This window comes from Xanthobacter sp. SG618 (genome assembly GCF_012932745.1).
GTDB lineage: Bacteria > Pseudomonadota > Alphaproteobacteria > Rhizobiales > Xanthobacteraceae > Xanthobacter > Xanthobacter flavus.
On record NZ_JABBHL010000005.1, the window covers coordinates 106,873 to 132,446 of the forward strand.

General features: G+C 68.4%; 25 protein-coding genes. 11 read left to right on the forward strand and 14 right to left on the reverse strand.

Going from position 1 to position 25,574, the window contains the following annotated elements; translation table 11 throughout:
- Positions 1-164 precede the first annotated feature (164 nt).
- Positions 165-2,051 carry a potassium transporter Kup gene (locus FHT36_RS15010; RefSeq protein ID WP_210257786.1) on the reverse strand — a complete coding sequence of 629 codons (1,887 nt, stop codon included), beginning with the start codon at positions 2,049-2,051 and terminating at the stop codon, positions 165-167.
- A 469-nt stretch (positions 2,052-2,520) separates the two neighbouring features.
- Entirely contained in the window at positions 2,521-3,918 is a 1,398-nt protein-coding gene (ahcY, locus tag FHT36_RS15015) for an adenosylhomocysteinase (protein ID WP_169123305.1), read from the reverse strand.
- A 564-nt stretch (positions 3,919-4,482) separates the two neighbouring features.
- On the opposite strand from ahcY, the gene FHT36_RS15020 reads away from it, so the two are divergent.
- Positions 4,483-5,070, forward strand: coding sequence for a CarD family transcriptional regulator (locus FHT36_RS15020; RefSeq protein ID WP_169123306.1), 588 nt, complete (start codon positions 4,483-4,485; stop codon positions 5,068-5,070).
- Between the two features lie 565 nt (positions 5,071-5,635).
- Here the strand turns inward: FHT36_RS15020 and FHT36_RS15025 are convergent.
- Together FHT36_RS15025 and FHT36_RS15030 are read right to left on the reverse strand one after the other, a co-directional pair.
- On the reverse strand, positions 5,636-6,472 hold the full coding sequence (locus FHT36_RS15025; protein WP_169123307.1) for a glutaminyl-peptide cyclotransferase: 837 nt from the start codon (positions 6,470-6,472) through the stop codon (positions 5,636-5,638).
- 123 nt (positions 6,473-6,595) lie between these two features.
- On the reverse strand, positions 6,596-8,203 hold the full coding sequence (locus FHT36_RS15030) for a gamma-glutamyltransferase family protein (protein WP_169123308.1): 1,608 nt from the start codon (positions 8,201-8,203) through the stop codon (positions 6,596-6,598).
- 171 nt (positions 8,204-8,374) lie between these two features.
- On the opposite strand from FHT36_RS15030, the gene FHT36_RS15035 reads away from it, so the two are divergent.
- Positions 8,375-8,617 carry a hypothetical protein gene (locus FHT36_RS15035; RefSeq protein ID WP_169123309.1) on the forward strand — a complete coding sequence of 81 codons (243 nt, stop codon included), beginning with the start codon at positions 8,375-8,377 and terminating at the stop codon, positions 8,615-8,617.
- Between the two features lie 7 nt (positions 8,618-8,624).
- On the opposite strand, the gene FHT36_RS15040 is transcribed toward FHT36_RS15035, so the two are convergent.
- Complete coding sequence (locus FHT36_RS15040; protein WP_169123310.1) at positions 8,625-9,302, reverse strand: nitroreductase; 678 nt, start codon at positions 9,300-9,302, stop codon at positions 8,625-8,627.
- Between the two features lie 455 nt (positions 9,303-9,757).
- Between FHT36_RS15040 and FHT36_RS24735 the strand changes: the two genes are divergently transcribed.
- From FHT36_RS24735 to FHT36_RS15055, 3 genes are all read left to right on the forward strand, one after another.
- Positions 9,758-10,450, forward strand: coding sequence for a cold-shock protein (locus FHT36_RS24735; RefSeq protein WP_169123311.1), 693 nt, complete (start codon positions 9,758-9,760; stop codon positions 10,448-10,450).
- 53 nt (positions 10,451-10,503) lie between these two features.
- Positions 10,504-10,797: a hypothetical protein gene (locus tag FHT36_RS15050; RefSeq protein ID WP_246702252.1), complete on the forward strand. Its 294-nt coding sequence runs from the start codon at positions 10,504-10,506 to the stop codon at positions 10,795-10,797.
- A 140-nt stretch (positions 10,798-10,937) separates the two neighbouring features.
- A complete protein-coding gene (locus FHT36_RS15055; RefSeq protein WP_169123312.1) occupies positions 10,938-12,566 on the forward strand; it encodes an AMP-binding protein in 1,629 nt (542 codons plus the stop codon).
- Positions 12,567-12,569: 3 nt separating this feature from the next.
- Here the strand turns inward: FHT36_RS15055 and FHT36_RS15060 are convergent, their stop codons facing one another.
- Entirely contained in the window at positions 12,570-13,337 is a 768-nt protein-coding gene (locus FHT36_RS15060; protein ID WP_169123313.1) for an aldolase/citrate lyase family protein, read from the reverse strand.
- Positions 13,338-13,420: 83 nt separating this feature from the next.
- Positions 13,421-14,548: an FAD-binding oxidoreductase gene (locus FHT36_RS15065; RefSeq protein ID WP_169123314.1), complete on the reverse strand. Its 1,128-nt coding sequence runs from the start codon at positions 14,546-14,548 to the stop codon at positions 13,421-13,423.
- 233 nt (positions 14,549-14,781) lie between these two features.
- Here FHT36_RS15065 and FHT36_RS15070 point away from each other — a divergent pair, with 233 nt between their 5' ends.
- The 5 genes from FHT36_RS15070 to FHT36_RS15090 all read left to right on the forward strand — a co-directional run bounded on the left by FHT36_RS15070 (position 14,782) and on the right by FHT36_RS15090 (position 18,436).
- Positions 14,782-15,969 (forward strand): pyridoxal phosphate-dependent aminotransferase, encoded by a 1,188-nt coding sequence (locus FHT36_RS15070; RefSeq protein ID WP_169123315.1) that lies wholly within the window; start codon positions 14,782-14,784, stop codon positions 15,967-15,969.
- 3 nt (positions 15,970-15,972) lie between these two features.
- Positions 15,973-16,680, forward strand: coding sequence for a lysozyme inhibitor LprI family protein (locus FHT36_RS15075; protein WP_169123316.1), 708 nt, complete (start codon positions 15,973-15,975; stop codon positions 16,678-16,680).
- A gap of 139 nt (positions 16,681-16,819) precedes the next feature.
- The gene (locus FHT36_RS15080; protein ID WP_169123317.1) at positions 16,820-17,764 is read left to right on the forward strand and encodes a sugar kinase; all 945 of its coding nucleotides are present in this window, start codon (positions 16,820-16,822) and stop codon (positions 17,762-17,764) included.
- Positions 17,765-17,822: 58 nt separating this feature from the next.
- Positions 17,823-18,119 carry a type II toxin-antitoxin system RelE/ParE family toxin gene (locus FHT36_RS15085; protein WP_169123318.1) on the forward strand — a complete coding sequence of 99 codons (297 nt, stop codon included), beginning with the start codon at positions 17,823-17,825 and terminating at the stop codon, positions 18,117-18,119.
- An 8-nt stretch (positions 18,120-18,127) separates the two neighbouring features.
- Positions 18,128-18,436 (forward strand): HigA family addiction module antitoxin, encoded by a 309-nt coding sequence (locus FHT36_RS15090; RefSeq protein ID WP_169123319.1) that lies wholly within the window; start codon positions 18,128-18,130, stop codon positions 18,434-18,436.
- 36 nt (positions 18,437-18,472) lie between these two features.
- On the opposite strand, the gene FHT36_RS15095 is transcribed toward FHT36_RS15090, so the two are convergent.
- From FHT36_RS15095 to FHT36_RS15120, 6 genes are all read right to left on the reverse strand, one after another.
- Positions 18,473-19,972 carry a phosphomannomutase/phosphoglucomutase gene (locus FHT36_RS15095; RefSeq protein ID WP_169123320.1) on the reverse strand — a complete coding sequence of 500 codons (1,500 nt, stop codon included), beginning with the start codon at positions 19,970-19,972 and terminating at the stop codon, positions 18,473-18,475.
- A 129-nt stretch (positions 19,973-20,101) separates the two neighbouring features.
- Positions 20,102-21,628: an acetyl-CoA hydrolase/transferase family protein gene (locus FHT36_RS15100; protein ID WP_169123321.1), complete on the reverse strand. Its 1,527-nt coding sequence runs from the start codon at positions 21,626-21,628 to the stop codon at positions 20,102-20,104.
- Between the two features lie 84 nt (positions 21,629-21,712).
- Entirely contained in the window at positions 21,713-22,465 is a 753-nt protein-coding gene (locus FHT36_RS15105) for a DUF429 domain-containing protein (protein WP_169123322.1), read from the reverse strand.
- A gap of 4 nt (positions 22,466-22,469) precedes the next feature.
- Positions 22,470-23,711 (reverse strand): extensin family protein, encoded by a 1,242-nt coding sequence (locus FHT36_RS15110; RefSeq protein WP_169123323.1) that lies wholly within the window; start codon positions 23,709-23,711, stop codon positions 22,470-22,472.
- Positions 23,712-23,944: 233 nt separating this feature from the next.
- Positions 23,945-24,169, reverse strand: coding sequence for a hypothetical protein (locus FHT36_RS15115; RefSeq protein WP_169123324.1), 225 nt, complete (start codon positions 24,167-24,169; stop codon positions 23,945-23,947).
- Between the two features lie 154 nt (positions 24,170-24,323).
- Positions 24,324-24,677, reverse strand: a complete 354-nt coding sequence (locus tag FHT36_RS15120; protein WP_169123325.1) for a hypothetical protein — start codon at positions 24,675-24,677, stop codon at positions 24,324-24,326.
- 246 nt (positions 24,678-24,923) lie between these two features.
- Between FHT36_RS15120 and FHT36_RS15125 the strand changes: the two genes are divergently transcribed.
- On the forward strand, positions 24,924-25,100 hold the full coding sequence (locus FHT36_RS15125; RefSeq protein WP_169123326.1) for a DUF1328 domain-containing protein: 177 nt from the start codon (positions 24,924-24,926) through the stop codon (positions 25,098-25,100).
- Between the two features lie 199 nt (positions 25,101-25,299).
- On the opposite strand, the gene FHT36_RS15130 is transcribed toward FHT36_RS15125, so the two are convergent.
- On the reverse strand, positions 25,300-25,569 hold the full coding sequence (locus FHT36_RS15130; protein WP_024276680.1) for a YMGG-like glycine zipper-containing protein: 270 nt from the start codon (positions 25,567-25,569) through the stop codon (positions 25,300-25,302).
- Between the last annotated feature and the right edge of the window lie 5 nt (positions 25,570-25,574).

The following is a 25,574-nucleotide window of genomic DNA, read 5'->3' on the forward strand; positions in this document are numbered from 1 at the left end:
CCGCGACGACCTCGGACGCCCCTGTTGTAGTTTGCTCCCCTGCCCTATGGGGAGCGTTTTTTTGCGGAGCGTCGTTCGAAGCCAGGCCGTCTTGGGGTTCGTGATACACTGTAAGCCCTGCCTAAGGCTGGGATCGGACTGGCCGCCGGTGCCGGAGCGGATGCTCAGAGCTTCACCGGATAGCCGATCTCCACCGTCCGGGCGCGCGGTAGGCCGAACCGGTCGACCGAACGCTCGGCATTGCGCGCGAGGAACGCGAAGACGTGGGCGACCACGTCCCTCAGCTTGATGACCTCGTCGGGCGGGATGATCCGCTCGTGGCCGATCACGTAGATCGCCGCATCCGGATCGATGCCCCGCGCGCTCAGCGCCGGACCCAGCACAGACGGCACGTCGATCTGCTGCATGTAGCCGAAGCGCAGATCGACCCGCACGAACCCCTCGTTGAGGGTGGTCACCTTGACCCGGTCCTCCACCGACACCCTGGGGCGGGCGGCGATCCAGACCGAGACGATCACGGCCTTCTCGAACCGGACCTTCAGCAGGTCTGCCATTCGGGAAAGGGCCACAGGCGTCATCGCACCTGCACGAGACAGAAAGATGGCAGTGCGCGGCGCCTCGACATCGTTCACCCGGTCCTTGCGGGCGACGAAATTGTCCAGAGGCTCGGTAAAGCGCACCTGCTGGGCCACCACCGCCTCGAGGCCGCGGCGCCAGCTGACCATCACGAAGATGATGACGGCGGCAATCGAGAGCGGCAGCCAGCCGCCGTCATGGATCTTGGTCATGTTGGCGGAGGCGAAGGCGAAATCCACCGTCAGCAGGCCGGCGGCCATGGCCCACACCGCGAAGGAGGGCCAGCCCCACGCCCGCTTCACCTGGGCGATGAACAGGATGGAGGTGGTCACCATGGCGAACGCCACCGCGATGCCGTAGGCCGAGGCAAGTTTCTCGGACGCCTCGAAGCCCAGCACCACGGCGATGCAGGCGATCATCAGCAGCCAGTTCAGCCGGCCCACATAGATGTGCTGCTCATTGTGCTCGGAGGTGTAGCGGATGCGCATGGGCGGCAGGTAGCCCAGCTCGATGGCCTGCTTCGCCAGCGAGAACACGCCGGTGATGATGGATTGCGAGGCAATCACCGTGGCCGCCGTGGCGAGGAACAGCAGCGGCACGTCGAACATGTCGGGGCAGAGGTCGTAGAAGGGATTGCGGACCGCGCTCGGGTCCACCAGCAGGATCGCGCCCTGGCCGAAATAGTTGAGCAGCAGCGCCGGCATGGCCACGAACAGCCAGGCCCGCGCGATCACCGGCCGGCCGAAATGGCCGAGGTCCGCATAGAGCGCCTCGCCGCCCGTCACCGCCAGGAAGCAGGCGCCGAGGATGACGCCGGCGAGCCCGGGATGCTGGACCATCAGCATGATGCCGTGGCGCGGATCGAGGCCCGCAATCACCTGCGGCGCCTGCAGGATGCCGTAGACGCCGAGCGCGGCCAGCGAGCCGAACCACAGCAGCATCACCGGGCCGAAGAAGGAGGCGATGCGCTCGGTGCCGAGGCGCTGGGAGAAGAAGATGGCGAGCAGCACCAGGCAGGTGAGCGCCACCACCCAGTGCTCCAGTTCCGGCGAGATGACCTGGAGACCCTCGATGGCGGAGAGCACGGAGATGGCCGGGGTGAGCACGCCGTCGCCGATGAGCATGGCCGCGCCGAGAAGGCCGGCCGCAAGCAGATACCATCTCAGCCCGATGGCGCTGCGATGGAGATCGAGCAGCGTCACGAGGGCAAGGATGCCGCCTTCGCCGTCATTGTCCGCCCGCAGCACCAGCATCACGTATTTCACCGTGACGGAAAGGATGATGCTCCAGGTGATGAGGGATAGCAGGCCGAGCACGTCGGCGCCGATGAAATTGGTGCCGCCCACCGCCAGCACGCCCTGCTTGAGGGCGTAGAGGGGGCTGGTGCCGATGTCGCCGAAGACGACGCCGAGGGCGCCGATCTCCGCAGCGAACGGCAGGGTGCGCGAACGGTCGCGGGAAAAGCTCGTGGACATGAAGGGCGGCTGCCTCTCAGCCGGGCGCGAACGTCAGGGGTGAGCGTGACGAACCGCGACCGGCGCTCCGGCCGGCGGGAGAATGGGCATCGCAGTCGGATGCATCGCGCAGGAAGGCGCCTCGCGAGCGTCGCACGTAACCGTCCAAGGCCAAGCCCCCGCAACCAGCCCCCGCACATGCCCCGCTGCAGGTCTCCGCCCCGATCGTCCCGAGGCCCGAACCCGCCCCCGCTCGGCGCCGGAAGCCTTCGCCCCGGAGCGCGGTATGCCCCGGATCGATCCGTTCCGACACCCCGCCGCATGGCGATCACGGAACCGGCTTCCCCGCGCGTTGCGGGTCCCCAACACCTATCCCCGTTCGCAGGTGAACACAATGCGGTGCCACACGGACCCTGTGCGAGGCCCGAAAACGCAGAACGCCGGCCACTCGGGCCGGCGTTCACGGGACTGGGACGGCGGCGCGCCGCGATCAGTAGCGGTAGTGCTCGGGCTTGAACGGGCCCTGCTGCGCCACGCCGATATAGGCGGACTGCTGATCGGTGAGGCGGGTGAGCTTCACGCCGATCTTGTCGAGGTGGAGCGCCGCCACCTTCTCGTCCAGCGCCTTCGGCAGGGTGTAGACCTTCTTGTCGTAGTGACCGGGCTTGGTGAACAGCTCGATCTGCGCCAGCGTCTGGTTGGTGAAGGACGCCGACATCACGAAGCTCGGATGGCCGGTGGCGTTGCCGAGGTTCACGAGGCGCCCCTCGGACAGGAGGATGATGCGCTTGCCGTCGGCGAACTCGACCTCGTCCACCTGCGGCTTCACATTGTGCCACTTGAAGTTCTTCAGCGCGGCGACCTGGATCTCGCTGTCGAAGTGGCCGATGTTGCACACGATGGCGCGATCCTTCATGGCGCGCATGTGCTCCACGGTGATGACGTCCACGTTGCCGGTGGCGGTCACGAAGATGTCGGCGCGGGGCGCCGCCTCTTCCATGGTGACGACCTCATAGCCTTCCATCGCCGCCTGCAGGGCGCAGATGGGATCGACCTCGGACACCATCACGCGGCAGCCGGCATTGCGCAGCGAGGCGGCCGAACCCTTGCCCACGTCGCCGAAGCCCGCGACCATGGCCACCTTGCCGGCCATCATCACGTCGGTGCCGCGGCGGATGCCGTCCACCAGCGATTCACGGCAGCCGTACAGGTTGTCGAACTTCGACTTGGTGACGCTGTCGTTCACGTTGATGGCGGGCCACAGCAGCGTGCCCTTCTTCTGCATCTCGTAGAGGCGATGCACGCCCGTGGTGGTCTCCTCGGTCACGCCCTGGATGTTCTTGGCGAGCTGCGAGTACCAGCCGGGCTTGTGCTTGAGGCGGCGCTTGATGGCGGCGAAGAGGACTTCCTCCTCCTCGTTGGTGGCGCCGTCGAGGAAGGCAGTGTCGCCCTCTTCCGCACGCTTGCCGAGGTGGACGAGCAGCGTCGCGTCGCCGCCGTCGTCGAGGATCATGTTCGGGGTGCCGCCGTCGGCCCACTCGAAGATGCGGTGGGTGTACTCCCAGTATTCCTCCAGCGTCTCGCCCTTGATGGCGAAGACCGGGGTGCCAGCGGCCGCGATGGCGGCGGCGGCGTGATCCTGGGTGGAGTAGATGTTGCACGAGGCCCAGCGCACGTCGGCGCCCAGCGCCTTCAGCGTCTCGATGAGCACGCCGGTCTGGATGGTCATGTGCAGGGAGCCGGCGATGCGGGCGCCCTTGAGCGGCTGCGAGGGACCGTATTCCGCGCGGGTGGCCATCAGGCCGGGCATCTCGATCTCGGCGATGTCCAGTTCCTTGCGGCCCCAGTCCGCGAGGTTGATGTCCTTCACCACGTAATCGTTGCTCATGGATCGCTCCGCTTGAGATCGGCTCAGGGCGGCACACTACGGGCCGCCAATCGTGGCCCGCCCAATAGCATGGCGGGCCGGAGCGGGCAATAAGGATATAAAGAAATGCTTATATGACCCATGTGCGACGCTGCGCAAAGCGGCGCCGTACAACGGCCCGCAAGTCGGCGTGCGGTGGAGGCATAGTCGTCGCGCAAGTCGCGGCCCCGTACCGCCGAAGGTAAGGTTGGCGACACGCGCGCTTTGATTCCGACAAAAAATGTGATATACGTGACTTTACAGTCGATTGCTTCCACCACCAGCCACATCGCGCCCGCAATGTGTTCGCGCATATCCTGGGCGCATTCTCGGGAACAAAGGGGCGAGAATATTGTGCCGGCCGACTTCCTGCGGCGCGGCGACTGGCTGTCTGTGCATCGTCTGGCAGAGCGGGGTGGCGGGCGTTCCGGCCGCGACCCATATCCGCAGCTGAAGGTGTGCGCCGTACCGGGACCGGACCGGCCGGCTTGCGCATCAACAGGTTCGGCCCCGGTTTTCCAGGGCCGGATCAGGAGTGTCAAGAGCATGTCGGCAAAGAAGAACGCGCAGGCCCGTCTCGGCTTCAAGACGGGCGAGCACATTGTTTACCCGTCCCATGGTGTTGGCCGTATCATGGCCATCGAGGAACAGGAAGTCGCCGGTTTCAAGCTCGAACTCTTCGTGATCTCGTTTGAAAAAGACAAGATGACGCTGCGGGTGCCCCTCGCCAAGATCGCCAGCGTCGGCATGCGCAAGCTCTCCGAGACCAACATCGTCGAGAAGTCGCTCGAGACCCTGCAGGGTCGCGCCCGCGTCAAGCGCACCATGTGGAGCCGCCGCGCGCAGGAATACGAAGCCAAGATCAATTCCGGCGACCTCGTCGCCATTTCCGAGGTGGTGCGCGACCTCTACCGCTCCGAGGCCCAGCCCGAGCAGTCCTATTCCGAGCGCCAGCTCTACGAAGCCGCCCTCGACCGCATGGCCCGCGAGCTGTCGGCGGTGCAGAACATCACCGAGACCGAGGCCGTGAAGCTCATCGAGCAGAACCTGCTCAAGGGCCCGCGCCGCGGCGCCGCCAAGGTGGCGGACGAAGCCGATCTCGACCAGGACATGGAAGCCGACGAGGCTGCCTGAGCCTCCAGACCTCAAAGTTTTACACGGCGAGCGACAGGAACCCGGCTTCGGCCGGGTTCTTTTTTTTAAAGATGACGCACCCGGCTTCGGCCGGGTTTTGTGCGCACGACTGCCCTTGGGGACGTCCGCGCCCTGCACCTGCCCGGATCAAGTTTTCGCGCAGGCAGCCCGGTGGGGTGTACGCGGCCTGCCGGCACGCTATGATGGCAGTGCTGAGCAGGCGGGGGCGCCGGCATGGAGAGGTCTCATGCTCCCCCAAAGTCCGCTCCCCAAAGCCCGCGATCGGCAACATCCCAAGCAAGATCAAGAAGCCCCGCCGGGGTCCGGCGCGCCAGCACCTGCGGGCGCGAAGGCCGGGCTGCGAGCGCGGCACCGAGCAAGGAGGTCAAGTTGACGTCAAGACCCAGCAGCGGCGCGATCTGCGTCGGGCTGTGACCCGTGCGGCGCCGCGGGCCCTGCCCGCCGGCGCAGCCGAAGCTCCCCGGCTGTCGTCTTCCCCGGACGGCAGCCGGATTCATGTCAGGACCAGGCCAACAACCTTGCCCCGGCCCAAGGGCTTCCGGCCTCAGCGCAATTCCAGCGCGATCTCCCACACATGCGGCCAGCACTTGCCGGTGACCAGCAGATGGCCGGTGGCCTTGTCGAAGGCGATGCCGTTCAGCACGTAGGGATAGACGAGCTTCGCCGGATCCGGATTGAGGCCGGACAGGTCGATCCAGCCGAGCATCCGGCCGTCCACGGGATCGATGATGGCGATGAAATGGCTCTGCCAGACATTGGCGTAGAGCTTGCCGTCCGCATATTCCAGCTCGTTGAGGAAGCCCAGCGGCGCCACCGCGTCAGAGACGAAGATGGTGCGCACCTGCTCGAACGTGGCCGGATCTCGGAAGACGATGGAGGACGAGCCGTTGCTGGTGATGAGGTGGGTGCCGTTATGGGTCATCCCCCACCCCTGCTCGGTATAGCGGAAGGCACCGATCTGCTCGAACGTCCTGCGGTCGTAGACGTAGGCGTGATTGTCCAGATAAGTGAGCTGGTAGATGCGCTCGCCCATCACCGTCACGCCTTCGCCGAAGACGTTGGGGTCCAGCGCCCGCTCGCGCAGCACCCGGCCGCTCGCCAGATCCCACTCGATCAGGCGGGAGCGGCCGTAGAGGCCGGTGCCCTCATAGATGCTGCCGCCCTCCAGCACGAAGCCTTCCGTATAGGACGAGGTATCGTGCGGATGCACCTTGACCACGCGGTAGCGGTAGACCGGGATGGCACTCTGCCCCAGCACGCGCTCTGAGGTGAGCTGGACCGGGCCGTGGGTGGGGGGCTCGCCGGTGTGGGACTGCTCCCCCGCTGCACGGGCGCGGCCGGCGGCCAGAGCCGTCAGGCCGAGCCCGGCGAGGCCCTTCATGAGCGAACGCCGCCCGATCGCCCCGCGCCCGACCATCCCCCGCCCGATCATCGGCGCCGCTCCCCATTGCTGGTATCGGCGGCATGGTCGTCGCGCGCCGCGCCGGGCGTCAAGCTCAAGCTGTCAGGCGCCCGCCGCCCCGCCGTCCGCGCGCGGATCGTGGGCGCCTTCGAGCTGCCCGCTGGTGTGGATCACCACGCCGCCAGCATGGCCCATGGTGTCGGAATAGGCTTCCGGCAGCACCACCAGTTCGTGACCCACCGACAGCAGGCGGTCGACGATATTGCCGTCGAAGCGCGATTCCAGCTTCAGATTGGTCTCCTGGTCGCCCCAGGTGCGGCCCAAGAGCCAGCGCGGCCGGGCGATGGCCTCGCCCAGCGGCACGCCGAACATGGCGTGGCGGGTGAACACCGCAGCCTGCGTCTGCGGCTGGCCCTCTCCGCCCATGGTGCCATAAGCGAGGATGCGCCCGTCGGCGAGTTCCGCGAGGGCGGGGTTGAGGGTGTGGAACGGCCGCCGGCCGGGCATCAGCGGGTTCAGCGACTTGCGGTCGAGGGCGAAGCTGACGCCGCGGTTCTGCATCAGCACGCCGGTAGACGGCAGCACGCAGCCCGAGCCGAACTCGAAATAGATGGACTGGATGTAGGAGACCGCCAGTCCAGAGGCGTCGGCGGCGCCCATCCAGATGGTATCGCCGGGCTTCGCCTCGTGCGGCCAGGCCAGCGCCCGCCCCATGTCGATCTTCGCCGCCCGCTGCGCCACCGCCTTGGGTTCGAGGAAGGAGGCGGGGTCGTAGGGCAGGTGCTCGGGATCGCACACCACCTGCTGGCGCACCAGGAAGGCGCGCTTGGTGGCCTCCACCAAGCCATGGATGTGCTCGAACGTCTCCGCCCGCGCCACCTTGAGCTGGTCGAACAGGCCGAGGATGAGGAGGGAGGCGAGGCCCTGCGTCGGCGGCGGGGCGTTGAACAGGCGGGCGCCGCCGATCTTCATCTCCAGCGGCGGGCGCTCGCGGGCGGTATAGCGCTCGAGATCGGCGCGGGTGACCGGGCTGCCGATGCGTTCGAGGTCCGATGCCATCTCGCGGCCCACGTCGCCCCGGTAGAAATCGGCGAGGCCGGCGGCGGCGAGGTGGTCCAGCGTATCGGCAAGGCGTGGCTGGCGCTGCAGCGTGCCCTCTTCCGGCACGGCGCCGCCCGGCAGGAACACCTCGGCGAAGCCGGGGACGGTCTCCAGATCCGCCTTCTTCTCCTGGGTGAGCCGCGTCTGGGAGCGGGTCACTGGCACACCCTCGCGGGCGTAGCGGATGGCCGGCTCCAGCAGCCGGCGCAGGGTCATCCGCCCGCCATGGCCGCGCGCCGCGTCGAGCGCCATTCCCCAGCCGCCCACCGCGCCGGGCACGGTGACGGCGGCGTTCGGGCCACGGATGGGAATCGTCTCGAAGCCGAGGTCGTGGTAGCGGGCGATGGTGGCGAGGCTGCCGGCGAAGCCGCACGCCTCGATGTAGCGCACCCGCCCGGACGGCTCGCGGATGAGCCAGAAGCCGTCGCCGCCCACATGGTTCATGTGCGGATAGACCACGGCGATGGCCGCCGCCGCCGCGATCATCGCCTCGATGGCGTTGCCGCCTTCCGCCAGCACCTCCTGCCCGGCCGTGGCGGCGAGGTGATGCGGCGCGGCGACGATGCCACGGGCGGCGTGGGTGCTTTCATACTCTTCGGCGGCCAGCATGAGGGTCCTCGGGGCAAAGCAGGAGAGGGACCGGGGCGGCCGGACTTGACCCGGCGACGCGCCCAGCGCAGTTTCCGCCCCATATAGAGCAGCGGCCGGCGAAAGACTCCAGCGTCCGACGCCCGCCGCGCGGTTTGGCGGGATCGCGCCGAACGGTATCGGGAGACTGGAATGGCGGGTTCGGGTGTGGGCAAGACGGGGGGCGGCAGCCTGTTCACCGTGGTGAGCGCCACCACGCTGGTCGCCACCGAGGCTTTCGCCACCGCCATTGCCGCCGGCTGGGCGCTGGCCGGCCTGATGCACCTCGGCGACATCGGCGAGTACGCCCTGATGGGGCTGTTCAGCCTCGCCGCCCTCTACATCACCGTGAAATATTTCCGCCGCGCCTATCAGGTGGAAATGTCGCTCGACTGAGCCGCCCTCACGGCTGCCAGCGCGTCACCACATCGGCGAGCGCCGGCCGCGGCCGGTCGTCCGGACGCGTCGCCGGCCGGCCGATATGGATGAAGCCGGCCACCTTCTCCCCCGCCCCGACGCCGAGCAGGGCCGCCGCCGCAGGGTCGCGCCCCGGCCATTTCAGCAGCCACAGCGCCGAGAAGCCCAGCGCCGTCGCCGCCACCACCAGGTTCATCGCGGCCGCCCCGGCGGAGAGAATCTGGTTCAGCTCCGGGATCTTGGCGGCCGGGTCCGCCCGGCTGACCACCACCACGGTCACCGGCGCCCGCATCAGATAGTCCCGCCACATGCGCGCCTTGTCCGGCACGAGACCCGGATTCTGCGCGGCATAAAGCGCATCGAGCCGCGCCCCGGCCGCCTCCCGCGCCTCCCCCTCGATAACGATGAATCGCCACGGCACCAGCCGGCCATGGTCCGGCACCCGCGCGGCGATGGCCAGCATGCGGTCCAGCTCCTGCGGCGTTGGGCCGGGTTCGAGCAGCGCGCGCAGCGGCAAAGAGCGGCGCGTCTCCAGCAGGTCCAGCGTCGCGGGGGAGACCGGCACGTCCGCCAGCGGCGTCTCGTAGGCGACGGCCGCGCCGTGGCCGTGCGGACGGGGCGCGGTTTGCGGATCGGCGGATGACGATGCGGCGGCCTCGGCCATGGCGGCCTCCTTCGGCACAGGCGGCAGGGCGTTCATGAATAGATGCACTGCCGCAAAATAGAACGAGGTACAATCGAACTAGAAGTCTTCGCGTCGCCGCGGCGGGCGGCCGTCACCTGCGGAACGGACGGGTCCGGCGGGCCGAGGAACCCCCACGAAATGCTGCGCAACAATCAAGCGGCGCCGTCGCCCAACATTCATGTACCAAAGCGGCTGAGATGTGTTAGTCTGCATGTTGGTCGGGGCCGTGCGCCCGAGTGTGTGGGTACGTTTTCCGACCTGTCATATAGGCTGCGAGGCGAGACGCGGGTGGCTGGAACAGGCGTTGTGCGAAGGCGGAATTTAATACGCCCGAAGCGTGCAAGTTAAAGTGTGGCACGAAGAAACGCATCATTGTCCGGCAGTGGTGGATGGCCCTAAGCCAAAATTGGCGACTGACCTCAACGGAAATACACATGAGCCGTAACCGAGACTTCCGAGAGCCGCGCCGCCGTGGCTTTGACGACGATTTTGCGCCGCCGCGTGACCGCGGCTTCGGAGGGGACCGCCCCTTTTCCTCGCCCAGCAGCAGCTTCAGCGCCCCCGCCCCGTCTGGCCCGCCCATCGACGCCACCGTGAAGTGGTTCAACCCTGAGAAGGGGTTCGGCTTCGTCGAGCTGTCCGACGGTTCGGGTGACGTGTTCCTGCACGCCCGTGCCCTCGAGGCCGCCGGCCAGGAAAGCGTGCCCCCCGGCTCCAAGCTGTCGGTGCGCGTTGGCCAGGGCCAGAAGGGCCGTCAGGTCACTGAAGTGCTCGAAGTCGACACCTCGACTGCGGAAGCCGCTCCGGCCCGCCGCAGCTTCGGCGATCGTCCCGGCGGCTTCGGCGGCGGTGGTGGCGGCGGCTTCGGCGGCGCTCCCCGTTCGGGTGGCGGCCCCCGTGCCGCGACCGGCCCCACCGAAGAGCGCGTGGGCACCGTGAAGTGGTACAACCCCGAGAAGGGCTTCGGCTTCATCGCGGTGGAAGGCGGCGGCAAGGACGTGTTCGTGCACGTCACCGTCATCTCCCGTTCCGGCCTCAGCGACCTCGCCGAGGGCCAGCGCGTGATGGTGCAGGTGGGTCAGGGCCCCAAGGGTCCGGAAGCCCGCGGCATCGAGCTCGCCGACTGATCTCGCAGATCCCTTCGCCGCCGGCCGGTCCTTCCGGGCGGCGGTGAAGAGCAATGCAACCAGCGGTGCCGGGCGCAAGCGCGGCGCCGTTTCCGTTTTTGCAGTTTCCGTTCCGCAGGTTCGACCTGGGAGCGATGCCGGAGTTGAACACGACCATGGCGCAACAGGCCGAGGCTGACCTCGCAAGCCTTCTCGATCGCCTCAAGGCGGCCCAGCGCGAGCTGGTCCTCACCGCAGCCAAGGGCTCTACCCTCCCCTCCGACGGCATGCTGCGCAAGATTTCCGAGCTGGAAGGCGCCATCGCCGCCACCGAGGCCCTGATGCAGGAAGAAGGCGTCCGGCGCTGAGCCCCCGGCCGCGCCGGCCTTCCTCCTCCCGTCCCGAATCCTGATGGAGGTACCCCGGCTAACGGCTGGGTGGACCTTCTGCGTCCGAGCCTGTAGCGTGCGCCGCAACAAAAGGGCGGGGCGGAAAGGCACGGGTCGGGATGCTTGCGCACAGCACGGGCGCATCGGGATCAGGCGCACAATCCAGCGAATATGAGCGCCGACGCCGCGCCTTCCTCTGGATGGTGCCGGAGCGCTACAACATGGCGGTCCACGCCTGCGACGCCATCGCGGCGCAGCATCCGGACCGTCCCGCGCTCTTCCTGCCCGCCGGCAACGGCTTCTCCCCGGTCTCCTACGGCGCGCTGGCGCGGCTCTCCAACCGGCTGGCCCATGCGCTCGTCGCGCAGGGCATCGGGCCCGGCGACCGGGTGGCCATTCTCTTCCCCCAGTCGCTGGAAGTGCTCGTCACCCATCTCGCCGTCTACAAGATGGGCGCCATCGCGGTGCCGCTGGCCGGCGCGTTCGGCGTGGATGCCATCGCCTATCGCCTGCTGGATTCCGGCGCCCGCGCCCTCGTCACCGACGATGCCGGCCTCGCCAAGCTCATCGCGCGGCCCGAAGCACTGGACCTCGTGGTCAATGTGGATGGCGCGCGCGATGGCGCGGTCAGCTTCTCCGCTCTGGTGGAGGCGGCCTCTGACCGCCCGCTTCCCATCGCTTCCGGCCCGGACGATCCGGCGCTGATGATCTACACCTCCGGCACCACCGGCCAGCCCAAGGGCGCGCTGCACGGCCACCGGGTGCTGTTCGCCCATGTCAGCGGCGTCACCTTCACCCATGACGGCATCGGGCAGGTGGGCGACCGCATGTGGACGCCCTCGGACTGGGCCTGGGCCGGCGGGCTCCTGAACACCGTGCTGCCGGCGCTGGCGCTGGGCGTACCGGTGGTGGCGCAGCCGCGCGGCAAATTCGATCCCGAAGCCGCCTTCGCCTTGATGAAGCGCGCCGAGGTGCGCAACGTCTTCATCCCGCCCACGGCGCTGCGCATGATGCGGCAGGTGCAGGCCCCCCGCGAGAAGTTCGGCTTCGACCTGCGCACGGTGGGCTCGGCCGGCGAGGCGCTGGGCGCGGAGACGTTCGAATGGGGCCGCGAGGCCCTCGGCGTGCCGGTGAACGAGTTCTACGGCCAGACCGAATGCAACTACGTCATCGGCTCCTCGGCCGCGCTGGGCGTCGCCAAGGCCGGCGCCACCGGCAAGGCGGTGCCCGGCCACGATGTGGCGGTGCTGGGCGAGGACGGGCGCATCCTGCCGCCCGGCCAGATGGGCCAGATCGCCGTGCACACGCCCGACCCGGTGATGTTCCTGCGCTATTGGAACCGCCTCGAGGCGACCGCCGACAAGGTGAAGAACGGCTGGCTCCTCACCGGCGATCTCGCGGCGCGGGACGAGGAGGGCTATTTCCACTTCCTCGGCCGCGACGACGACGTCATCACCTCGGCCGGCTACCGCATCGGGCCGGCGGAGATTGAGGACGTGCTCTTGAAGCACCCCGCCGTCGCCATGGCCGCCGCCGTGGGCAAGAAGGACCCGCTGCGCACGGAGATCGTCAAGGCGGTCATCGTGCCCATGCCCGGCGTGGAGCCCACGCCGGAGCTGGAGGCGGAGATCCGCGATTTCGTGCGCACGCGCCTCGCGGCCTACGAATATCCCCGCGAGATCCAGTTCGTGGACGAGTTGCCGCTGACCACCACCGGCAAGGTCATCCGCCGGATGCTCCGGGACTAAAGCTCAGCCCTTGTATTGCTTCGCCAGCGCCTCGGAGCTGCGGGCGAACAAGGCGGCGTCCACCCCCACGGCGGTGAACACCGAGCCGGCCGCCATGTAGCGGCGGGCCAGCGCCTCGTCGCCCACCACCAGCACGCCGCCGCGATTGCCGGCGGCGGTGATGCGCCTCAGCCCGTCCTCGATGGCCTCCACCACCCGGGGATGGGTGGGCTGGTGCAGAAGGCCCATGGAGGCGGAGAGGTCGCCGGGGCCGATGAAGATGCCGTCCACGCCCGGCACAGCGGCGATCTCCTCCACCTTCTCCAGCGCTTCCATGGTCTCCACCTGCACCAGCACGCACATCTCGTCGGCATAGCGGGTGAAGTAATCACTGATGCGGCCGAAGCGGGTGGCACGGGAGGCCACCGCATAGCCGCGGATGCCGTCCGGCGGATAGCGCGTCGCCGCCACTGCCGCGCGCGCCTCCTCGGCATCCTGCACCATGGGGATGAGGAAGCTCTGGGTACCGATGTCGAGGAAGCGCTTCAGCGTCACCGCATCGTTCCACGGCACCCGCACCACCGGCTGGGTGCCGTAGCCCACCATGGACTGGAGCTGGTTGAAGACATTGGGCAGCTCGTTGGGCGCGTGCTCGGTGTCCAGCACCAGCCAGTCGAAGCCCGCGCCGGCGAGGATCTCCGACACATAGTTTGAGGGCACGGCGCACCACAGGCCGATCTGCTGGGTACCGGCATGGATCGCGCGCTTGAACGGGTTCTCGGGCAGTTGCATGGGGCTTCCTCGGGGGGCGTTTTCTTGGAATTTTACGCGCCGCCTGGCGCGGCTTTGTCGATGGCGGTCGGCGGGGGCGCAGCCTACTCCGGACGGAGCATAGCCGGCACCTCCTCGCCCAGCACCATGCCGGCGAGCATTTCCCCCAGCGCCGGGGCAAACTTGAAGAGGTGGCCGCCGGCGAAGAAGTCCACCGCGCCGCGCCTGACCACCTCGAGGCGCTCGGATTCCCACGGCGCGCCGTCGTCGGGATGCTCCAGCGAGGTGGAGACGCAGCTTTCGATGGTGAAGCGCGAGGTGTCGAGGCCGGGCAGCGTCTCGGCGGCCAGCGCCAGCGTGTGCTCGATCACCTGGTCGGGATGGCCACCGCCGCTGCGGTCGGTGTCGCTGGGCTCCAGCCCCACGGCGAACAGGCCGTCATGCAGGGCCGGCAGGCCGTAGGTGTAGAGCACGCCGTGGCGGTGGTCGCTCTTGTCGCGGAAGGAGACCATGGGCCGCGCGGCGAGATCGCTGGTCATGGGGAAGAGCAGGCGCTGGTGGACGCTGTAGACCTGCGGCACCTTCACGCCCATGGCGCCGGAGAGCATGGGCGTCTGCATCCCCGCCGCCACCAGCACGCGTCGCGCCCGGTAGATGGCGCTGCGGGTGGAGACCAGCACATGCCCGGCCCGCTGGGTGAGGCCCAGCACCGGCGTGTGCTCGTGCAGCGCATCGCCCAGCGTCGCGGCAAGCCATTCGATGCTGTCGCGGGCGCGGATGGTGCCAGCCTCCTCCTCCAGGATCACCGGCCGGGACCACGGGCGGTGCACCGGCAGCAGTTCCTCCTGCTCGGCGGGAGAGACGAAGCGGACCTTCAGATCGAGCCCGGCGAGGCGCTTCAGCTCCGCCTCGGCCTCGGAGACGATGAGGAAGGAGCCGGTGCGCTCGATGAGGGGGCGGCCGGCCTCCTCCTCCCACCGCGCCCAGCCGGTGCTGGCCTTGCGGGCGAGCCAGAGCATGCGCGGATCGTTGTAGGCCGCGCGCATGATGCGCGAGCCGCCGGCCGACTGGGCGCCCCCCGCCGCGCCGGCATCGAAGCAGCGCACGGAGATGCCGAGGCGCGTCAGCACATGGGCGACCGACAGGCCGACAATGCCGGCGCCGACGATGGCGATCTCGGTTTCCTCGAATGGCAGGGGGGCGGTCGAGGGGGAGGCGGTCGATTGGGACATGGGCACGTTTCCCGATTCGGCTCTTGGCTTTCTCGTAACATGCTGCCCATGGCCACGCTTTGCGCGTCGCAGCAGGTTTTCCCCCACTCCCCACCCGTGGCCTTCGGTGCTATCCAAGGCGTCCTCTTTCCCTAAGTTCAGAGGGCGATTCACCGAGCAAATTGGGTCAATTTGCTTGGATCGCGCTCTGGAAGCGGCGCACAAGACGCCGCGCGCCCAAGGAGCTGCCGGCGATGCTCACCACCAATCCCGCCTTCGACCGCATCGGCGAGGAGAACGCCTTCGCCGTCCTCGCCCGCGCCACGGCGCTTCAGGCGGAGGGGCGCTCCATCCTCAATCTCGGCATCGGCCAGCCCGACTTCCAGACGCCCGCCCACATCGTCGAGGCGGCGGTGAAGGCGCTGCGCGACGGCCAGCACGGCTATACCCCCTCGGTCGGCATCCTGCCGCTGCGCGAGGCGGTGGCCGGCGATCTGAACCGCCGCTACGGCGTCGAGGTGGACCCGAACCTCGTGATGATCGTGCCCGGCGGCAAGGTCACCATGTATGCCGCCATCCGCCTGTTCGGCGAGCCCGGTGCGGAAATCCTCTATCCCGACCCCGGCTTTCCCATCTATCGCTCCATGATCGAGCACACCGGCGCGACGCCCATCCCGGTGCCGATCCGCGAGGAGAACGGCTTCGCCTTCTCAGCCGAGGAGACGCTCGCCCTCATCACGCCGAAGACGCGGCTCATCATCATCAATTCGCCCGCCAACCCCACGGGCGGCGTCACCCCCGCCGCCGAGATCGACAAGCTGGTGAAGGGCCTCGCCGCCCATCCCCACGTCGCGCTCATGTCGGACGAGATCTACGACCGCTTCCTGTTCGACGGGGAGGAGCACCGCACCCTCCTCGCCTATCCCGAGATCCGCGACCGGCTGATCCTGCTCAACGGCTGGTCGAAGACCTATGCCATGACCGGCTGGCGCCTCGGCTATTCCATCTGGCCGAAGAGCCTCTACGACCAGGTGCGCAAGCTCGCGGTGAACTGCTGGTCCTGCGTCAACGCCGCGACACAGTATGCCGGCATCGCCGCGCTCGAAGGTCCTCAGGATGCGGTGTTCGCCATGACCGCCGAGTTCGACGCCCGCCGCCGCATGGTGGTGGAAGGGCTGAACGCGCTGCCCGGCGTCACCTGCGCGACGCCCAAGGGCGCCTTCTACGCCTTCCCCAACATCACCGGCACCGGCTGGACCTCGGCCAAGAAGCTCGCCTCGGCCCTGCTGGAGGAAGCGGGCGTGGCGGTGATCGGCGGGCCGGATTTCGGCGTCCATGGCGAGGGCTACCTGCGCCTCTCCTACGCCACCTCGCGGGAGAACATCACCGCAGCGCTCGGCCGCATGGGCGATTTCCTCGCCGCCAACCGCAAGGTGGCCTGAGGCGTGGGGGCGGCGCGGCGGCGACCGGGGCGGCGGGCGCTTCTCGCCCTCGCCCTCGTGCTGCTGGCCTTCTCGCCCGTGCTGCTGGTGCTGACGCGCCCGCCGCCGGACGGTCCCGCCCCCATGGTCGCTCCCGCTCTGCCGGAGCCCGCGCCGGAACCGCCCGTTCCGGCCGATGCGGACCTGCCGCCGGGCCCATCCCCGGCGCGCACCCAGCCGCTCCGCGCGTCCGGCAGCGACGCGGCGACGCCGGAGCGCTGGAAGGTGGTCGTCGCCTGCCCGCGCGAGAAGGTGTCGGGCGGGCAGTACAATCGCTGCCTCTATGACGTGACCCGCACGTCCGAGCAGGCGCTGGAGGCGGAGCTGGCCAACGCCTTCACCGTCATCGAAGCGCGCACCGACCTGCAGGGCACCCAGCGCGCCCGCTGGAAGACCCAGCTCGACGAGGCGCAGTCGCGCTTCCTCCTGTTCCGCAATCTCGACTGCCAGGGCGTCGCGCCGTTCGAGGGGCCGCGCGGCATCGGCAATTTCGAGCAGCGCTCGCTCTGCCTCATCGCCGCCAATCGCGGCCGCGCCGCCGATCTCAGGGCGCGCTACGGCACGCCGCGGCCGGAGGGCGACGCCGCCAAGGACGGCGCAAAGCCCGGCCCCACCGGCCCCGAGCCGCGCGACGGCACCTGGACCCACCCGGTGCCCCCGACGGTGGAATGAGCCATTCCGGCTCAGGAGCGGTGAATCGGCCTCTCTTTGCGCAAGAGAACGCGTTATCCGGTGAGCTTGCGTTGCAAGCCGGCTAGCGCGTGCTCTAGGGTCCGGCGCCCGGCGCAGGGCACCAGGAACGGAGGCAGCCGTGGCGAAAGTGGTCTGTGTGGGCGAGGTGATGGTGGAACTCGCCCGCGGTTCCGACGGGCGCTTCGGCCTCGCCTTCGGCGGCGACACCTTCAACACCGCCGTCTATCTCGCCCGGGCCGGCGTGGACGTGGCCTATGCCACGGCGCTCGGCGACGACGCCTTCTCCGGCGACATCCTCGCCCTCGGCGCAGCGGAAGGCGTGGACATGAGCCTGATCCCGCGCGTCAGCGGCAAGGTGCCCGGCCTCTATCTGATCACCACGGATGATGCCGGCGAGCGCAGCTTCCATTACTGGCGTGACACCTCCCCCGCCCGCGCCCTGTTCGAGGCGGACGGCTGGCAGGAGGTGGCGGCGGCGCTGGTGGGGGCGGGCGCGGTCTATTATTCCGGCATCACCCTGTCGCTTTATTCCAACCAGGGGCTCGGCCGCTTCCTCGCCGCGCTGGAAATGGCGGGCGGGGCCGGCGACAGCCGCAGCGGACCGCCGGCCTGGCGCATCTTCGACGGCAATTTCCGCCCGCGCGGCTGGGGCGGCGATCTCTCCCGCGCCCGCACCGTGTTCGCCGAGGCGCTGAAGCGCTCCAGCATGGCGCTGCCCACCTTCGAGGACGAGGCGGCCCTGTGGGGCGATGCCTCCCCCGCCGCCACCATTGAGCGCATCACCACCTACGGGGTGAGCGAAGTGGTGGTGAAGAACGGGGCCGGCGGCGCGCTGGTTTATGCCGAGGGCCGCACCGTGGAGGTGCCGGTGGAGCGCACCGTCTCCCCCCTCGATACCACGGGGGCCGGCGACAGCTTCAATGCCGGCTATCTCGCCGCCCGCATCGCCGGCGCGACGCCCGAAGCCGCCGCCCAGGCCGGCCACCGCCTCGCCGCCGAAGTCATCATGCACCGCGGCGCCATCATCCCCCGCGCCGCCCAGGAGGGCGCGACGGCGCATTGAGGGAAAAGTTGCCCAATGTACCATTGAGTGGTACATTGGGTCTAAATCGGGGGGCAAAATGATCGTCAGCTTCCGCGATGCGTGGCTGGAAGCGTTCTTTGTCGATGACACGCGCTCCCGCCACATCCCGGTGGATATCGAGGATCGGCTGTTCCGAAAGCTTCAGATGATCGACGACGCGACCACCGATCAGGATCTGCGCGTGCCGCCGAGCAATCATTTCGAGAAGCTGCGCGGCACGCTCGATGGCCTGCACTCGATCCGGGTCAACCTCCGGTGGAGGCTCATTTTCCGGTGGGATGGGGAGAGCGGCGAAGCCTTCGATCTTTACCTCGATGACCACAGCTATCGGTGAGGCCACTCATGCGGATGACCAAGCGCAAGCCGGCAGGGGTCGGCGAAATCCTCACCGAGGAATTCATGGAGCCGCTCGGCCTCACCCAGGCGGCGCTGGCCGAGGCGATGGGCGTTCCGAGGAAGCACGTCAACGAACTGTGCAACGAGCGCCGCTCGGTCACGGCCGCGACGGCGCTCATTCTGGCGCGGGTGTTCGGCAACAGCGCCGATTTCTGGCTGAACGTCCAGCGCCGCACAGATCTCTGGCAGACGCTGAACTCGCCGGAGGAACGGGCGCGGATCGAGCGGGCGAAGCCGTTGGCTCCGGCCGCCTGATCCCTGGCCGCCCAATGTCCGAGGCGGCGCGCCGCCTCAGATCGTCTGGTTGTATTCGCCGATGCCGGGGTGCTGGCGCAGCACGCCGTCGATCTCCTTGAACATCTCGCGCATGCGGGCTTCGGAGACCGGGCTTTCCACCACCACCACAAGCTCGGGCTTGTTGGAGGAGGCGCGCAAGAGGCCCCAGGAGCCGTCCTCGCAGGTGACGCGCACGCCGTTCACCGTCACGAGGTCGCGAATCTTCTGGCCGGTGACGGTAGCGCCTTCAGCAGCCAGCTTCTCGTAATGCTCCACCACCTTGGCGACGACGCCATACTTGGCTTCGTCCACGCAGTGGGGGGACATGGTGGGCGAGGACCAGGTCTTGGGCAGCGCCTCGCGCAGCTCGCTGAGCTTCTTGCCGGGGTTGCGGTCCAGCATGTCGAGCACGGCGATGGCGGAGACGAGGCCGTCGTCATAGCCGCGGCCCACGGGCTTGTTGAAGAAGTAGTGGCCGGACTTCTCGAAGCCCACCAGCGCGCCGGTCTCGTTCACCCGGCGCTTCATGTAGGAATGGCCGGTCTTCCAGTAGTCCGCCTTCACGCCGAGCTTGATGAGCTCGGGGTCGGTGGCGAACAGGCCGGTGGACTTCACATCCACCACGAAGGTGGAGTTAGGGTAGATCTTGGCGAGGTCGCGGGCGAGCAGCACGCCCACCTTGTCGGCGAAGATCTCCTCGCCGGTATTGTCCACCACGCCGCAGCGGTCGCCGTCGCCGTCGAAGCCGAGCGCCACGTCCGCCTTGTGCTCCAGCACCGCGTCCCGCATGGCATGGAGCATCTCCATGTCCTCGGGGTTCGGATTGTACTTGGGGAAGGTGTGGTCCAGCTCGGTGTCGAGCGGCACCACCTCGACGCCCAGCGCCTCGAGGATCTTCGGGGCGAAGGCACCGGCCGTGCCGTTGCCGCAGGCCACCACCGCCTTGATGGGGTGCTTCAGCTTCGGCCGGTTGGTGAGATCCTTGATGTAGACCTCGGGGAAATTCTCGACGAACACATAGGCGCCGCCGCCCTTGAGGTCGAACTTCGCGCCGAGCACGATTTCCTTCAGGCGGGTCATCTCGTCCGGGCCGAAGGTGAGCGGGCGGTTCACGCCCATCTTCACGCCGGTCCAGCCATTGTCGTTGTGCGAGGCGGTGACCATGGCCACCGCCGGCACGTCGAGGGCGAACTGGGCGAAATAGGCCATGGGCGACATGGCGAGGCCGATGTCGTGCACCTTGATGCCCGCCGCCATGAGGCCGGAGACCAGCGCCAGCTTGATGGAGGAGGAATAGGAGCGGAAGTCGTGGCCGGTGACGATCTCCGGCTTCACGCCCATCTCGTGCATCAGCGTGCCCAGGCCCATGCCCAGGGCCTGCACGCCCATCAGGTTGATTTCCTTCTGGAACAACCAGCGGGCGTCATACTCCCGGAAGCCGGTCGGCTTCACCATGGGCTCGGACTCGTAGGCGTAGGTATTGGGCGTCAGGACCGGCTTCGGCGTCGGGAACATGGGGACCATTCCTCCGCAGGCACGCAAAATTTCGCGGTCGCGAGATAGCACGGATTCGTGACCGTACGAACGGCTGCGCTTCGGATTAGTTCCCCTCGCGGCGGCGGCACGGTGACGCCGCCGTGGGGCTCACGCGATCTTCCGTGTCTTTTCCGGGAGCATGGTGCCCTCTTCCCGCGCCCGCACGTGCCAGGCGAGCGCCTCCTCGATGATGTGCGGCGTGTGCCCGCCGCGCGCAGTCGCCCGCTCGAAATAGTCGGACAGCGCATCGCGGTAGAGCGGATGCACGCAATTGGCGATGATGACCCGCGCCCGCTCCCGCGGCGCCAGTTCGCGCAGGTCCGCAAGGCCCACTTCGGTGACGAGGATGTCCACGTCGTGCTCGGTGTGGTCCACATGGCTCACCATGGGCACCACGGAGGAGAGCGCCCCCCCCTTGGCGATGGACTTGGTGACGAACACCGAAAGATACGCATTGCGGGCGAAATCGCCGGAGCCGCCGATGCCGTTCATCATGTGGGTGCCGCCCACATGGGTGGAATTCACGTTGCCATAGAGGTCGAATTCCAGCGCCGTGTTGATGCCGATGAGGCCGAGCCGGCGGATGATCTCGGGATGGTTGGAAATCTCCTGCGGCCGCAGGATAAGGCGCGACTTGTAGTCGGTGATGCGCGGCATCACCTGGTCGTACTTCGCCTTGGACAGGGTGATGGACGAGCCCGACGCGAAATTGAGCTTGCCGGCGTCGAACAGGTCGAAGGTCGAATCCTGCAGCACCTCGGAATACATGGTGAGGTCGCCGAACGGGCTCTCGATGAAGCCGTGCATCACCGCGTTAGCGATGGTGCCGATGCCGGCCTGCAGCGGCTGGAGCCGGTTGGTCAGGCGGCCGATCTTCACCTCATGCTTCAGGAACTCCATGAGATGGCCGGCGATGGCGGCGGTCTCGGCGTCCGGCGGCAGCACGTTGGAGGCGGAATCGAGCTTCCGCGTCACCACGATGGCGGCGATCTTCTCCGGGTCGATGGGGATGAAGGGCAGGCCCACCCGGCTTTCCGGCGTCACCACCGGGATCGGCTCGCGGAACGGGCGGCGGGTGGGGATGTAGATGTCGTGCAGCCCCTCCAGCTCCTCCGGCTGGGTGAGGTTGATCTCGACGATGACCTTCTTCGCCAGGATGGCGAAGGTGGCCGAATTGCCCACCGAGGTGGTGGGAATGATGCCGCCGGACGCGGTGATGCCCACCGCCTCGATCACCGCCACGTCGATGGGGCCGAGCTGGTTGGTGCGCAGGTGCTCCACCGTCTCGGAGAGATGCTGGTCCACGAACATCACCTCGCCGGCGTTGATCGCCTTGCGCAGGGCCGGGTCGGACTGGAACGGGATGCGGCGGGAGAGCAGGTGGGCCTCCGCCATCTGCTTGTCGAGGTCGTTGCCCAGCGAGGCGCCGGTGATGAGGGTGATGCGCAGCGGCTCGCCGCGCGCATGGGCCGCATTGGCGCGGGCGGCCAGCGCCATCGGCACCGCCTTCGCCTCGCCGGCGCGGGTGAAGCCGCTCATGCCCACGATCATGCCGTCGCCGATGAGCGCCGAGGCCTCCTCGGCCGGGACGATCCTGTCACGCAAGGACGAGAGGCGGATGCGGTTTTCGGGCATGTCGGCAATTCCGTCGTGGAGACAATCTCTTGCGCATAGCGAGGCGCGCAGGGCGATCGGAATTCGACTTAGATCGAAGGCGGCTCAGGCGGTGATGGCCACCGGCAGCCCGAAGGCATCGCGCTCCGGCGGGTCGGGGAAGCGCAAGGCCTTGCCCTCGAACACTCTTTTCGCGGTGACGGCGCAGGCGCAGGCATCCACGAGGTCGTCGAGCCCTGCGCCGAGCGCAGCCGCGGTCCTCGCCTGGAGCAGATCGACCGGCAGGCCGGCCCGGGCGAGGAGGCCGATGCGCAGGTCGAGCCCCGGCCCATGCGGCCGGCTTTTCACCTTCTTCGCCAGCTCAAGCGGCGCGCCGTTCATGATGCGGAACGACACCTCCGGGTGACACTCGATGAGGCGGTCCCGCAGTTCCGCCCGGCGCAGCAGCAGTTCGTCCAGCTCGGCGATCTTGGGGAAGAGGTTGAAGCACTGGATGGAGACCTTGCGCGGCGGGCTCGAATGCGCGAGCGCCGCGGCGCAGGCGGCGGAAAAGCGCTCCCGCTCATCCCCCGGCCCCATGCCGGCCATCACCGCCGCCCGTGCCGGCACGGCGAACACCGAGGATTGCCGCGCACCGAGCAGCGGCCGTACCGCCCGCTCCGCGCTGCGCCCTCCGATCTCGCTGGTCTCCGGCAGGCCGATGGGCATGTCCACACAGGCGATGGCAGGAGCATCCGGCGCGTCGAACAGCGCCTCCACCCGCGCCACCCGGATCAGATCGAGCCGGCTGCCGCCGTCCCATCGGGCGACCACCCAGCCGCCGCGGCAGCCGTCGATGCCGGCGAGGGGCAGGCTCATGACCTCAATCCTCGCCGGCCTTGGCCTTGGGCAGGGGGATGGTGGAGGGCTGCGGGATCGGCGCCGCGTAATATTTGCGCTTGATGGAGCCGGTCTCGGGATTGCTGGACGCGGCGGAGGACACGGGGATGCCCTGCGGCCCCACCTGCCAGCCGGGCGGCAGGCCGCCCTTCTGCTGCGTCGACGCAGGCGCGGGCGCGCGCGCGGCGGCAGGCGCCGGGGCACCGCTCACGGCGCCGGGGGGATAGTTGGAGGGCGGATAATTGGAGGGCGGATAGCTCGACGGGGAATATCCGGCGGGTGGGGGCGGCGCCGGCGAGGCGATGATCTGCGGCTGCGGCGCCCGCGTGGCCTCGACCGGCGGCAGAGGCGGCGGCGGCTCGGCGGCGACCGGCGCCGGCTGGGGCTGCGGCGCGGCCCGCGCGCCGCCGAACAGGGTGGAGAAGAAGGAGGGCTGCTCCGCCGGGGCCGAGACCTGCTGCGGCGCCGGGGCATAGACCGGGGCCGCTGCCACCGGCGCGCTCGGCTCGGCCGAGGCCATCGGCGGCGCCTTGGTTGGCATGGGCGGGGCCGGCATCGGGCGCGGCGCCGGCTTGCAGATGGTCCGCCCCTTGGCGTGGCGCATCAGGTCCACATGGATGTGGTCGTAGTGGAAGATGTTGGAGCCGGGCGCCAGCACGGTGGTGAAGCGCTCGCACGCCCCCGCCTGCACCTGCAGCAGAAAGCCGCGCTCCTCCGGCGTACCCTTCCATCCATTCTTCACGGTGATCCAGCGGCCGTCCGCGATGCGGAAGCCGCCGATGTCGAGCGCGTTGCCGAACGCATGCTCGGAAATCTTGGCGTTGGGGTCGCCGTTCATGCCGCGGCAGGAATAGGCGGACATCTGACTGATGGCGACGACCGGCTGGCCGAACCACGCCAGCGCCGCCGGCTGCACCACGTCCTGCACCCACATGTCCACCTGGTAGATCACCGGGCAGGCGAGCTTGCCGGCCGGCTCCAGCACCACATTCCCTTGCGCCAGAGCGCTCACGCGGAAGGGGTGGTCCATGCCGCAGGCGCCGGGGCCCTGGGTGGCGGGAAGCGGCTCCATGAAGACGGACGGAACCACCGCCTTGGCTGCAAGGCACTGCTCCTCCGCCTCGGAGCGCCACGAATCGCGCTCCTCCAGGCCGAAGCGACAGCCCGAGAGGGCGCCGGCCAGAAGGAGGAGGGCGAGGAAGATGCGGGGCGTGTCGCGCGACATGGCCCCACCTTGCGGAGCCCGCCTTGCAAAGGCGTTAAAGCGCGCCGCCAAATACCGCAAAAGGAGCCGCAGCCCCTTGAAAAGACAGAACCCCACGCCCTGACGCTACGCGATATCGCGGCGGAGGGATGGGGTTCGCGAAGGGGGCGGAAATGCAAGCAGACCGGCCGAGCGGCCGGTCGGGGACCCTTGAGCCCAAAAACGGCCTGAAGGAGGGAAACCTCCCCCCGACCTCAGTCCTTCTTGGGCTCGGCCTTGGCCTCGGCGTCCGGCGGGGCGGCGCCATCTGCGGCGTCGGATTCCGGATCGCGACCCTCGAAGGCCGCCTGAAGACGCTGCGCAAGGCTCTGCAGCTCGTCCGGCATGTCTTCCTGGGTGTAGTCGTCGAACAGTTGGCGCAGCTCGCGGCCCAGCAGATCCTGACGGGCGGAGATGTCGCGGCGGTGAGGCGTTCGCATGCCGCCTGCCTCTTTCTGATGCTGCGTCGTCATGGGGGTGTCGAGGGGACCTTGAAAGCGTGCCGATCGCATGGCTGGGGTCTTCTGACAGACGCGGGCGGCCTCAGGATGGGACACGTCCACGTACGTTGCAATATGGTTCTGGGCGCGGGCCTCAGTCACGATAGAGTCGCGACAGGTGCCCGCCGTCCGGGTCGGTCTCCGGGCCTGCCGCGTCCACGTCGGGTCCGTCGTCCACATCGTGCCGCTTCTCGGTGCCGTCGAAGGCCGCCTGGATTTCCTTGAGCAGGCGTCGCTCCTCGTCAACCACCCGCTCGCGGCGCGGGGGAAAATCACGCCGGCTCTCGCCGGGGCCGAATTCCACAGGATCATAACCGTGCGGCGCGGCCTCCAGGCCGGCGGGCAAGACCTCGCCGTCCGGCGCATGGCCTTCCGGTGCGTTAGCTTGCGCGCCCGTATTCCGCATGGCGGAGCCGCCCGGCAGGGGTTCGTTTCGCAATCCGCTCATCCGCGCCTCCTCCTGCGTCTCCAGATCGCCGAGAAAACGCGGGGGATGGGGATTTGTTCCACGTCTGTGACTCGAAACGTGGCGTGACGCAACGTCCGCGGGAATCGGCGCTCACCGGGAACAAGCGGTGCAATTGGGAAGTTGACGATCCGCGTAACACTTCAACGCCAAAAGCTGAGCGATATCAAAAGCGTCTTCAGCCGGCGGCGCACGTCACTCGATAATTAAAGGCAAGGAGATACGGCCATGCTGAGCTGGGCAGTTACCTTTCTCATCGTCGCGCTGATCGCCGCGGTGCTGGGCTTCGGCGGCATCGCGGGTACGGCCATCGAAATCGCGAAGATCATCTTCTTCGTCGCGATCATCCTGTTCCTCATCTCCGCGGTCATGGGTCTGATGCGCAGGGGTCGAGGCCCGGTCTGATCCATCGATCGAGGGCTTAAAAAACAGGGCGGTCCGGTGGGGTCCGGGCCGCCCTGAAGTCACTTGGAGATGGGTCTGGTGATAGTTTGCTAAGGTAAAGGCGCCGCTAACGGCCCCTGCCACAGGCACAAAAAAGGCGCCCCGGAGGGCGCCTTTTGTCGTCCTGTGCCGCCGTCGCCGAGCGTGGCGGCTCAGCACATCACGGGCACTGCACGCGATAGCGGTTGCCGTAGGCGTCGCGCGCCCAGCAGGCACGGGGGGTCGTCTCGGCGCCGATGATGGCACCCGTGCCCGCGCCGATGAGGCCGCCGACGAGGGCGCCCGTGCCGGTGCCCGTGGCGGCGGCACCGATCAGCGCACCGGTACCGGCGCCGATCGCAGCACCACCCACCGCGCGATCCTGCCGCGAATATTCGCTGCAACCGCCGAGGGCGAGTGCCATCACGCCAATCATGAGAGCCGCTTTCATCTCGT

Coding starts and splice junctions, on each gene's coding strand:
- FHT36_RS15100 (WP_169123321.1), bottom strand. CDS start 21,628: ATGCCCGAAAACCGCATCCGCCTCTCGTCCTTGCGTGACAGGATCGTC.
- FHT36_RS15060 (WP_169123313.1), bottom strand. CDS start 13,337: ATGCAACTGCCCGAGAACCCGTTCAAGCGCGCGATCCATGCCGGTACC.
- FHT36_RS15035 (WP_169123309.1), top strand. CDS start 8,375: ATGGCGGGTTCGGGTGTGGGCAAGACGGGGGGCGGCAGCCTGTTCACC.
- FHT36_RS15055 (WP_169123312.1), top strand. CDS start 10,938: ATGCTTGCGCACAGCACGGGCGCATCGGGATCAGGCGCACAATCCAGC.
- FHT36_RS15025 (WP_169123307.1), bottom strand. CDS start 6,472: ATGAAGGGCCTCGCCGGGCTCGGCCTGACGGCTCTGGCCGCCGGCCGC.
- FHT36_RS15120 (WP_169123325.1), bottom strand. CDS start 24,677: ATGAGCGGATTGCGAAACGAACCCCTGCCGGGCGGCTCCGCCATGCGG.
- FHT36_RS15085 (WP_169123318.1), top strand. CDS start 17,823: ATGATCGTCAGCTTCCGCGATGCGTGGCTGGAAGCGTTCTTTGTCGAT.
- FHT36_RS15110 (WP_169123323.1), bottom strand. CDS start 23,711: ATGTCGCGCGACACGCCCCGCATCTTCCTCGCCCTCCTCCTTCTGGCC.
- FHT36_RS15130 (WP_024276680.1), bottom strand. CDS start 25,569: ATGAAAGCGGCTCTCATGATTGGCGTGATGGCACTCGCCCTCGGCGGT.
- FHT36_RS15010 (WP_210257786.1), bottom strand. CDS start 2,051: ATGTCCACGAGCTTTTCCCGCGACCGTTCGCGCACCCTGCCGTTCGCT.
- FHT36_RS15105 (WP_169123322.1), bottom strand. CDS start 22,465: ATGAGCCTGCCCCTCGCCGGCATCGACGGCTGCCGCGGCGGCTGGGTG.
- FHT36_RS15070 (WP_169123315.1), top strand. CDS start 14,782: ATGCTCACCACCAATCCCGCCTTCGACCGCATCGGCGAGGAGAACGCC.
- FHT36_RS15040 (WP_169123310.1), bottom strand. CDS start 9,302: ATGGCCGAGGCCGCCGCATCGTCATCCGCCGATCCGCAAACCGCGCCC.
- ahcY (WP_169123305.1), bottom strand. CDS start 3,918: ATGAGCAACGATTACGTGGTGAAGGACATCAACCTCGCGGACTGGGGC.
- FHT36_RS15115 (WP_169123324.1), bottom strand. CDS start 24,169: ATGCGAACGCCTCACCGCCGCGACATCTCCGCCCGTCAGGATCTGCTG.
- FHT36_RS15030 (WP_169123308.1), bottom strand. CDS start 8,203: ATGCTGGCCGCCGAAGAGTATGAAAGCACCCACGCCGCCCGTGGCATC.
- FHT36_RS15050 (WP_246702252.1), top strand. CDS start 10,504: ATGCAACCAGCGGTGCCGGGCGCAAGCGCGGCGCCGTTTCCGTTTTTG.
- FHT36_RS15020 (WP_169123306.1), top strand. CDS start 4,483: ATGTCGGCAAAGAAGAACGCGCAGGCCCGTCTCGGCTTCAAGACGGGC.
- FHT36_RS15095 (WP_169123320.1), bottom strand. CDS start 19,972: ATGTTCCCGACGCCGAAGCCGGTCCTGACGCCCAATACCTACGCCTAC.
- FHT36_RS15125 (WP_169123326.1), top strand. CDS start 24,924: ATGCTGAGCTGGGCAGTTACCTTTCTCATCGTCGCGCTGATCGCCGCG.
- FHT36_RS24735 (WP_169123311.1), top strand. CDS start 9,758: ATGAGCCGTAACCGAGACTTCCGAGAGCCGCGCCGCCGTGGCTTTGAC.
- FHT36_RS15065 (WP_169123314.1), bottom strand. CDS start 14,548: ATGTCCCAATCGACCGCCTCCCCCTCGACCGCCCCCCTGCCATTCGAG.
- FHT36_RS15090 (WP_169123319.1), top strand. CDS start 18,128: ATGCGGATGACCAAGCGCAAGCCGGCAGGGGTCGGCGAAATCCTCACC.